We start from the raw sequence: 10000 nt of genomic DNA on the forward strand, positions 1-10000 counted from the left end.
ATAGGAGACTGAAGGGGATAATAGTCTTCGAGTTAATAGGGTTTAGTCTTATTCCCCTACTAGCCTCCATGATGGCAAGAGGTATTAGCCTGGGATAGATTAACAGTCACAGTCATACCATCAACCATTCCATTCGCCTTGGGGGGGAATAGTCGCCCCTACACCACCTCATGGGCAAAACTCCGAAGGCGGGTGAAGTGGAAAGGGCCAGCCACTGAGCCCCACAATAATTCATCTGTAATCGGATCCCTACCACGGTCAAAACTAATTAACTTCTCCTCGTCAATCTCAAAGCTATTATCCAAATAGGATTCCCTGCCATTTCTCACCACGATGCAATTCTTGCCCGGTTTTACATAACCTCGAAAATGGGTACCAGTCCATTCGGCAATCATATCACAGCCGGGCATTTTTTCCAGGTCCTCAATGGTTAATTGTCTCAGTAACTCTGGATTTCTGGACGCTCCATAGAATCTACTTTCGTCTTTCAATTTGTAGTGTTCCAATTCCAGATGATCATCTACCACATGGATTTTAAAAACCCGCACCCGATAGGGACGATTTAACATAAAATCATAGGCCTGTTCTAAAAATAGACTGGTGCCATCCAATAGGGATTCTGGCAGTGGACGCATACAAACCCTCACATGGGCGAAAAAAGGGGGATTATCCCACGCTTGTTTTTGGTTGCTGAAATCCGCCGCCATCAGACGGGCTAGGGCTTTTACATCAGTGGAGTGACTCATGTTCTCACCAGGTTACATTCCAGCTTGGATTCGGTTTAGTGCCAGTTTAGCACGGGTTTGAATCGCAATCTCATTGTCCCTGGCACAGACAGTCTTTAATTCCTCAGAAATTGCCGCCAACAAATCCAGACTACCAGAGTCGGCTTTCAGGGCTAGGTAAAAGTTTTCCCAGGCTACTACAGTAGCATAACGCACCACCCACTCCCCATCCCCAATGGTAGTCAGGAGGGTGTTAAAGATTTCCTGCTGGGTATTAAATTTCTCCTCGGCGGGTAGCTGTTGCCACTTAAGATTGCCTAAGCCTCTGGTGGCGGCGCGTCTGACACTTTGAGAAAAGTCTGTAGTAGCCGCCGAAATCAGTAAATCCTTTGCCCTAATATCCCCTATTCCTGCTAACACCCTCAACGCCCAGGCTCTTGCGCCATAATTGTAATCGTCTATGTTCTGAAGTAGAGGTTCAACTGCAGGCGCACCAATAGCTATTAAACCATCTACCGCTGCCACCGCCGCCCCGGGGTTATTCCACCCCAAAACTTCTATTAGTATAGGTATTGCTTGGGGAGACTTAACTGCCGCCAATTCCTCTACTGCCTTCAGTAGGGCATCTGCAGAATCCGCTTTCCTTACTGCCTCCACTAGTCTTTGTACCTTCTCTGTGCTATTTCCTGTAATATACATACTAGGATAGGTCTCTCCCAGATTCAGACTAGAGTAATTTTAACAGGTATGCCGGGTCTACATCTTTCCCTATATATTCGGGATTGTGGGGATTATAAGGGCTTTTTAGCCTGTCTACTGATATAATTTCCGCCCCGGTTGGTATAATAGGCGTGTCTAGGTCAAAGGATGTGGCGCCACTGAGATTACTGGAAATCCCCTTATACACCATTATTTGCAATTCCTCTTCCCCGTTTTTTGCCTTTACCAGTAATACTTCTTCGGGGTGATTACGGCTATACTCCTCTATTTGTTCAATTCTAATTTTTCCCATTGCCCATAACAGAATAATATTTCAATTGAGCTCTTCTTTACATGCCAATGGTAGCAGTTACCACCCCTTTTTGACATATTGCACTTCCATTTCTCCACTTGAATGCTTTTACTTAAACAACGGCTTATATACCGCAGTCACACGACGACAAATGTCTAGGTTTACTACTAGGTGTGTCAGTTGCGGGTTGTTGATGAGGGGAGGCAGAAATATCTGGGGGTGTAAGGCTTTCCAAAAATAGTGGACAAATTCTTCAACCTCCCTGTCTGTCATCCCAGTTTTTCCTTCAAGCCGCATTTTTCTTTCTGCCTCTTGTCGCCATTTTAAACTGTAGCGGTAGTCTTCTGGATTAAAAACCAACAAATAGTCAATCATCTCCCACAGAGGTAGATATTCTTCCAGTCTTTTATTGCAGTCTAGGGCAAACTGTCGGTCCTCTGGTGTGATAATGGGGTGGGGAGGATTGTCAAACACCTCTTCCGGCACTGGTCTTACTCCCACGAACCACCCCTCCAGTATAATAATATCACCCCTGTTGACCTGTTCATAAAAAGCTCTATCTCCTCTTCCCTGATGTAGTGATTTATCAAACCTAGGAATTGACACTGGATATTGACGTTGTTTAAGACTAGTCACAACCTCTATTGCCAAAGACACATCATGGGTAGCTGGTGGGCCACGCCAAATCAAACGGGGTTCTATTTGTGCTAAAATCCTTCTTTGGGCATAGGTTTTGTAAAAGTCATCCAGGGATATTGCCACAGTCGATAGTCCCAAATATTCCCAAATCAGTGATAAGATCCTAGCCGTGGTGGTTTTTCCTGTGCCCTGTAATCCTAAAATGCCTAATACCAAGGGGGTGGATTGTTGTTTATAAAGCGTCAATAATTCCCAAGCTAAGGGCAACCACAAACCCCAGAGATTGTGTATCAATTCTGCCTCGTTTTTATCTAGCCTCCATTCTTCTAGCTTCTGCCATATCTCCGAGTAAACCCCTGTTATTACTTCCTTTTTCTTGTTATACAAATCCGGATACGCTTCTTCGTTAAAGGCATAGTTATCCCCTGTTTTATAACTTATCAGTATCTTTTCCTCGGCTTGAGAAATAGGAATTGAATTCACCAGTTTTTTGATTATATCAACTAGCCGAAGGTTCATCATATTAGAGGCTAGGTTTATTCTAACAAGGACCTATAGAGGGATTATACAGGAACAAGCAAGAGATTTTATTAACCCCACAGGGAGACTATCTAGTCTTACAGGGGAGTAAACAATAAATGTCAACTTTCTAATAGAGGTGTCTATCAGTATATACTATTGGTCTTATACAGAAATAAAAAACACAAACCAGTCACCCAATCAGTGACTTAAAGGGTTGATTTTTTAGTCTGGCATAGATGAAGGGGTGGGTTTCCCATTACAGGGGAAGATACAATATATCCAATTCATCTGAGGGGGGACATATTTTCATTTCATATGGTAATAAATGAAGCATCCCATCATTCTAACAGGCAGATTTTCTTTTTATCCCAAATTTTGTCCCAAAAATAAAGCAGTCATAGTATTATAGAAGAGTAAATAAGACATTCCAGCAGCCCAACAGAGGGTTTTTATTGTATAGGGATAAACAAAGCATTTCAGTTGTCGGAAGGAGGAGGGAGGGGGAGATGTTTCCATTTAACTTAGAGACGAACAACACAAATTTTCCTTCTACCCAGGGGTAGGCAAAGTCTTCCGGTTGGTGAGGAATTTTTTCATCCCATGCGGGGTATAATGTAAGTCGCTCAACAGATGGATTTTTTGTTTATAAGGGAATACTGATGGTGTTTTGTTTTTCCTCTGGATAAGAATAAAAACACATCCCAGTCGTCTAATAAATAAATTTTTTGTCCCCAAAGCAATAAACAAGATATTTTATTTGCTTGAGGAGGTTATATTTTCGTTTTGAATGCCCATAAACAAGACAAACAAGACATGGTGTTTGCCTAACAGGCAGATTTTATTGACACAGAAGTAAACAAGGAATTGTAGTTGTCCTTTTAGCACAGATGAATAAGACATGGCAACTTTTTGGTGGGGAGGTTTTCTAGTTTTGTAAAAGGGTAAACAAGACACCCCAATCCCCTGGGATAGACAATAGGCTGGATGTGTTAGTAGGTTGGGGGAAAACTTTAATAATAACAAGCATCAGTGAGACATATGAATTGTCTCTGGGAGATTTTTTTGGTGTAGTAGGAATGAATGGGATATTTAAACTGCCAGGGGAATGGATGCTAGGCATGACAATGAGAAAAGGGGAGAAATCTGAATTCCCTGGGGTAAAAATCCTCTTGTATTGTGGGGAAATAAACGAGGTGTATTAGTTGTCTGGGGGAGGTTATTTTAATGATAAACGAGACACCTAAATTAAATTGCCCAACAGCGGGATTTTCTTGTATTGCATGGGAATGGAGACACGCCAATTGCTTGGAAGTAAAATTGTCTAGTGTTGTGTAGCAGTAAACTAGACATATCTATCGTCTGGGGGTTGGTTTTCTTGTAGGAGTAACAACAGATAGGGGTAGAAATCAAAAACACATCCCGGTTTTTTTTCCTTTGTTGGGAATTAACAACACATCTTGGGGGTTTCAAGAATAGACGGGGAGTTTTTTTTTGCTAGCCTGAGGGGGGATTTTAAAAATAAACAAGACGTTTCAATTGCCAGGGGAAAAATATTGTCTTGTTTGCCATAGGCATAAATGAGACGTATCCAATGCCTAGGGGTTGATTTTTCCTCTCTTATCCGTCTCATAGCTGTTTAATTTATAGACTTTCCTGCTTTACATTGGAATACCAGGGGTGAAGACTGTTTTGTATCCTATAGCAATAATCACATAGCAACAGGCGAGACACCCCTATTGCCTAAGGGTTTATTTCTTTCACTTTATATGAGAAAGAATGAGAAATAAATAAGACTTCTAGGTTTTCCGAAGATTGGATTCTCTGGCTTTTTTTGACAATAAATGACATGCCCTAATTGCCCATATTATTCCGAAGTAGTATGGGGTAACCATAGGCCTGGTTTTATGTATTACACCATACCAATATTAAAGCGGAAATTCAAAATTCATCTAAGGCGCCAAGAGAGTTTTTTCGTATTACTTTTAGGCTTGAGCAAGAAATCCTGGCAGGATAACCCCTGGTTTTAGATAATAAATAACAGATGCTAATACCATCAGTATCGTAATTATGCTTGGAAGATAAAAGGGTATCATAATGGTTTTAGATAACAAATAAAAGATGCTAATAATATCAATATATTGTAATCATCTTCGGAAGATAAAGTAAAAGCATAACCTGCCTGTCATATTAATTAAATCTTTATCTGAATGAACTTAATGTTTGGTTTTAAATTAATTATATGGGAGGGGGCGTTTAAGCGGTTTTAATACCTGAAAAGCGTTCATTTTTCTTTCATGGCTTTTCGCTTCTCCGTTTTTTAGCATTAATAGTTTTATTAACTCCTGCTAAGGCCGGGTAAAACCTTTGTGGGGTAGCCAGCGTATCCAGCTATTTGTTATAGGGATAACTGTAATCCCTTCTATTTTCAGTTCCACATCTTTTATGCCACTTATCAAGGCATAGTGGGGTTTTATTCTCTTAATCGAATTTTTGTCATAGCATTTACCATCAGTAATTACTAATACGTCGGGGTTTGTGTCAAAATCTTTATTTTCTACGCAGCCAACTACCAACCATTTCTGATTGGCCAACTCAAACATGAGATAGTTGGTATTTCTTTCCAGAATTTTAATGGATTTTATTCTTGCCAACTCGTATTCATTGGTATATTTTACAGGTAGGTATTTCTTAAGAAAGGCTAGAAGATTTAAGTTGTCATCCTTCTCAAAAAAGACCACTTCCAGTTTATTAACTCCCTGATTTTCCAGAAAGGGCATTAAATCAAAGTATACAGTTTTCTTATCTCCCAGATTAATAACGGCCGTGTTGTTGCGATTTTGAATGACTATTACTGCCTCGTCACCTCCGCCAATAATCGTCACTTGAATTAGGTTTAACTTTTGATAAATCAGAGGAGTCAAAACTACACCAGATGCTAGTGAAATTAGGCCCAGTCTGTATTTTCTCCACTCCCGTTTGTAGCTAATTGCTAGAAAGATAATATAAACTAAAACGAGATTGAAAACATGAAGTCTTCCAACTGCCAAGGAACTAAAGGGCAATTTGTTACTGGTTTCCACTATAGCAAATAGTAACCATAAAAAGGGATATAACAGAAAAGAAATGCTGCTGCCTAACAGGGGGATAAAAACACCAACAAAGGCGGCAACGATACCCACCAGAGTGATTACAATGACTAAGGGGGTGGCAAGGATATTGGTGATAATGCCATAAAGGGGAAAACGATGGAAATGATACCATTGTAGGGGCAATATCCAAATGGTGGCGGCAACAGTGGCGGCGACAATATTGGCAATAGTGGGAGGCAAAAAATCCAAACGTTTGGTTATGGGAAAAGTGGAAGCAATTAATCCCCAAACCGCCATGAAACTAAACTGAAAGCCAATATCCCAAATCCACACCGGGTTGATAATCAGCAATATTACCCCAGCCAACAATAGACTGCCAGAAATCCTCACTTGTCTTCCTTGTAGAATTCCTACCAAGCCTGCCATCCCCATAAAAGTTGCCCTTAAAATGGAGGGGTAAAATCCAGTGATAGTGGCATAACCCAAAAGACATAGACTCCCTATCAAAAAACGCCTATCTGGGGAAAAACCCGCAGTCACACTTAAAACCACCGCCAGTAGAAGAGACACATGGAAACCGGAGGCAGCCAGGGTATGACTTAAACCCGCTAGACGGAAACTTTCTTCTGTTTGCCAATCCAAATCCACCGCGCGACTGCCAATCACCATGGAAGATAAAAGACTACCATAAGGCATCTTCAAAAAACGGATATGGGTTTGAATAATTCTTTTTCTGGTTTGATACAAAAATCCTTGCCACCAATTTCCCTTTTCAATTATGGTTATAGATTTAGCTGCTAAGCCGGAAAATACCCCTTGTTTCTGTAAATAATCTGCAAAGTCAAATCCATCCGGGTTTAAGGGGGGAGAAGGCAAATATAGACTTCCTTCCACCCTGATAGTTGTTGAGGGATATACTCCTTTCACCTCTAATAAGGGGGATGTGACATATATCCTCCCCGTAACCTTTTTCTCTTTTTCATTCTCATCTATTAGACTGTTGGCAAGGAGAATAAATTTTCCCTTTTGATTGCGATTAATTTTGGGTTGGGTTAAAACAATGCCTTCTACCTTAACTGGATAGAATTTGCCATACTCCATACCACCAACAATCTGTTTGCTTATATACAAATTGTCGGCATTGGGCAAACGCCAGTAGTAGTAAACAAAGCCTATTACAACCAATATACAGAATAAAAATATATGGCTAATTTTTAATCTAAAGTAGGGATTTATTCCTCGAAAAAGCCATAGCAAAAACCCCAATAATGCAACAGCAGCCAGCAATCTTATTATCTCTTCAACGTTCCAAATACCGGTAAAAAGTAATCCTAGCAAGTAGGCTCCAAAAAATCCATATTTTACTTCAATTTTCGCGCCGTTAATTTTCATATTACAAAAAGAGCTGCATCAGTTTAAAATTTAACCTAAACTAAATAAACTAAATAAGGCTCATATTCGAGATAGAATTCTTTTAGTAGGGGGAGGTATTAAACAGTTACACCCCCTCTGGATAACCCCATAAAAAAGCAAAAAAAAAAAAAAAAAAGAACTAAAGACAAAAAAATAGTGAAACGGAAGACAATCCACAGGTTAGAATATTACCCCTTAAGGAAGGAGAAAAAGCAAGGATGGCAGTAATGAAAAAACCGACAGTATGGACAAAGGTGATAATAGCAACAGGAATGGTAATAGGGATAGAAATGGCATTAAAAGCTGTCCCTGTCAATGCCCAATCCCTGAAGGTGGTTTACCCGCCGACTAATCATGAAACCACGGCGGCATCTATTTTCATCATAGGCTCTGCACCGGCAAAAGGGGATGTTATTGTAAATGGTAACATAGTGCGCCGCTCGCCCCAGGGTAATTTTGCCCCTTCTATTCCCTTAAAGGTAGGGAAAAACGAAGTGGTTATCCGCTATGGCAGGGAGGAAGTCAAACGCACTATTCTCAGAAAAGATAATCAGCCTCTTTGGGAAGAGGTGGAAACACTAAGCAGTAATCTAATAAATCCTAGGGAAGATGTAACTGTTTTGCCTGGAGAGAATGTCTGTTTTAGCGCCATAACTCCCATTGATGCCAAAACCACAGTTACTGTAGGGGGTAAGAAAATTCCCCTCACCCCCGACTTAAAACAACCTCTCCCCCCCAATTCTGCAGTCCTGTTAGGCGAAAATCAAACCCTTACCAACCCCTCCCACTCCTGGCAAAGGGTTACAGGTTGCGCTTCTTTTGATTACACTACGGATTCTCTCACACCGGTTTTTTCTATGAATTACAAGAATAAAAACATTGAAAGAAGGGGCAATGGTAAAATTAATGTCCTAAACCCACAACGACTGCCGGTGGTTGAAGTTAAATCTATACAAGGTGTAACACGGACGGGGCCGGGGGTAGAATATTCCCGTCTAACTCCCCTCCCCCAGGGAGTAAAAGCAAGAGTCACCGGCAAACGGGGAGAATGGTTGCGGCTAGACTATGGCGGCTGGATAAGGGCAGAGGAAACCAAAATTTTGCCCACCAACACTCCTCCTGTCTCTTTTATTCGTAGTATTACCTCTCGCCTCACAGAAAATAGCCTAGAGATAGTTTTCCCTCTGGAAGTACAAGTCCCAATATCTATCCTACAAACCACTCAAACCCTCACCCTAACCCTGTATAATACCATAGCACAAACAGATATAATTCGTTTCGATGACAATCCTCTAATAGAAGGACTAGACTGGCATCAGAAAACTCCCACTCAGGTGGAATACCTCTTCACCTTCAAATCCCCCCAACAGTGGGGTTATGATGTCTATTACCAAGGCAGCAATCTCATTCTCAGTCTCAGCCTTCCCCCCCGTCTAAAAACCCAAATATCTGGAGCTACAATTGTAATAGACCCAGGCCATGGAGGAGAGGAGTTAGGAGCACTAGGACCTACAGGTGTAGCAGAAAAAGACGTAAATCTCAGGGTGGCCCTATTATTAGCACAACAGTTGAAGAGAAAAGGGGCCACGGTTTATCTTACCAGGGAAACAGACGAGTTTGTTGCCCTACAAGACAGACAGAATATAATCCGCAAAATCAAACCCACCATTGCTCTTTCTATCCACTACAATGCCCTACCCGACGGAGGCGATGCCGAAACTACAAAAGGAATAAGTACCTATTGGTATCACCCCCAGGCCCGTGATTTGGCAGTCTACCTCCATAACTATATTACCGAGAAACTAAATCGTCCAAGCTACGGGATTTATTGGAATAATTTGGCACTAACCCGCCCCCATGTGGCTCCTACGGTATTATTGGAATTAGGTTTTATGATAAACCCCGAGGAATTCGAGTGGATTACTAATCCTCAGGCACAAGAAATCCTAGCAACTACCTTGGCTGATGCCATTGAAAACTGGCTACTGGAAAAAACCGCTACCTCCGGCAACTAGGCAAAAACAATGAATACCCACTGGCATCCGGAAAAATCCACCCCCCTTATGGCATGGATATTCCTTTTTCCCTCTCTATTTTTTCTAACCTGCTTTCTTTTTTTGCCAATGATCGCGGTGTTATTTTTGAGTCTTACTGATGGTAATCTCAACCAACTTCAATGGGTAGGACTAGAAAATTACAAGAGACTACTAGCTAACCCAGACTTCCCTAGGATTCTGCTAAACACCACTTATTTCTCCCTCGCTACCATAGCCCCCAGCACCATTATACCCCTAGTGTTGTCCATACTACTCAATCAAAATATCCCCCTAAAAACCCTACTACGCACGGGTTACTTTGTCCCCTCCGTCACCTCTCTTGTAGCCATGGGATTGGGATTCCGTTGGCTATTTCAAAACAATGGCCCAGTCAACCAAATCCTGCTACAACTGAAAATAACCCCCATACCCTGGCTAAATAGTACTACCTGGGCAATGCCAGTTTTAATCCTTTTTAGCTGCTGGCGACAAATTGGCTTTAATCTGGTTGTTTTCCTCGCCTGTCTCCAAACTATCCCCCAAACCCAATACGAAGCCGCCGAA

7 protein-coding genes (1 of these 7 cut by a window edge) are annotated in these 10000 nt (G+C 41.5%); 2 read left to right on the forward strand and 5 right to left on the reverse strand.

The features are described 5' to 3' along the window. Positions 1-158 precede the first annotated feature (158 nt). The 5 genes from IGQ44_09600 to IGQ44_09620 all read right to left on the reverse strand — a co-directional run bounded on the left by IGQ44_09600 (position 159) and on the right by IGQ44_09620 (position 7379). Complete coding sequence (locus IGQ44_09600) at positions 159-746, reverse strand: chromophore lyase CpcT/CpeT (GenBank protein ID HIK38229.1); 588 nt, start codon at positions 744-746, stop codon at positions 159-161. A gap of 12 nt (positions 747-758) precedes the next feature. Further along, the gene (locus IGQ44_09605) at positions 759-1424 is read right to left on the reverse strand and encodes a HEAT repeat domain-containing protein (protein ID HIK38230.1); all 666 of its coding nucleotides are present in this window, start codon (positions 1422-1424) and stop codon (positions 759-761) included. A gap of 28 nt (positions 1425-1452) precedes the next feature. Next, the gene (locus IGQ44_09610) at positions 1453-1737 is read right to left on the reverse strand and encodes a hypothetical protein (GenBank protein ID HIK38231.1); all 285 of its coding nucleotides are present in this window, start codon (positions 1735-1737) and stop codon (positions 1453-1455) included. Between the two features lie 108 nt (positions 1738-1845). Continuing rightward, on the reverse strand, positions 1846-2898 hold the full coding sequence (locus tag IGQ44_09615; protein ID HIK38232.1) for a glycerate kinase: 1053 nt from the start codon (positions 2896-2898) through the stop codon (positions 1846-1848). Between the two features lie 2345 nt (positions 2899-5243). Further along, a complete protein-coding gene (locus IGQ44_09620) occupies positions 5244-7379 on the reverse strand; it encodes a ComEC family competence protein (GenBank protein HIK38233.1) in 2136 nt (711 codons plus the stop codon). Positions 7380-7672: 293 nt separating this feature from the next. On the opposite strand from IGQ44_09620, the gene IGQ44_09625 reads away from it, so the two are divergent. Together IGQ44_09625 and IGQ44_09630 are read left to right on the forward strand one after the other, a co-directional pair. Further along, positions 7673-9415 (forward strand): N-acetylmuramoyl-L-alanine amidase, encoded by a 1743-nt coding sequence (locus IGQ44_09625; GenBank protein ID HIK38234.1) that lies wholly within the window; start codon positions 7673-7675, stop codon positions 9413-9415. 9 nt (positions 9416-9424) lie between these two features. Further along, a protein-coding gene (locus IGQ44_09630; protein ID HIK38235.1) for a sugar ABC transporter permease crosses the window boundary here: on the forward strand, positions 9425-10000 show its 5' portion. 291 nt of this gene lie beyond the right edge of the window; 576 of the gene's 867 nt are visible here — the first part of the coding sequence; the start codon lies at positions 9425-9427; the stop codon falls past the right edge of the window.

Source organism: Geminocystis sp. M7585_C2015_104 (assembly GCA_015295805.1).
GTDB lineage: Bacteria > Cyanobacteriota > Cyanobacteriia > Cyanobacteriales > Cyanobacteriaceae > DVEF01.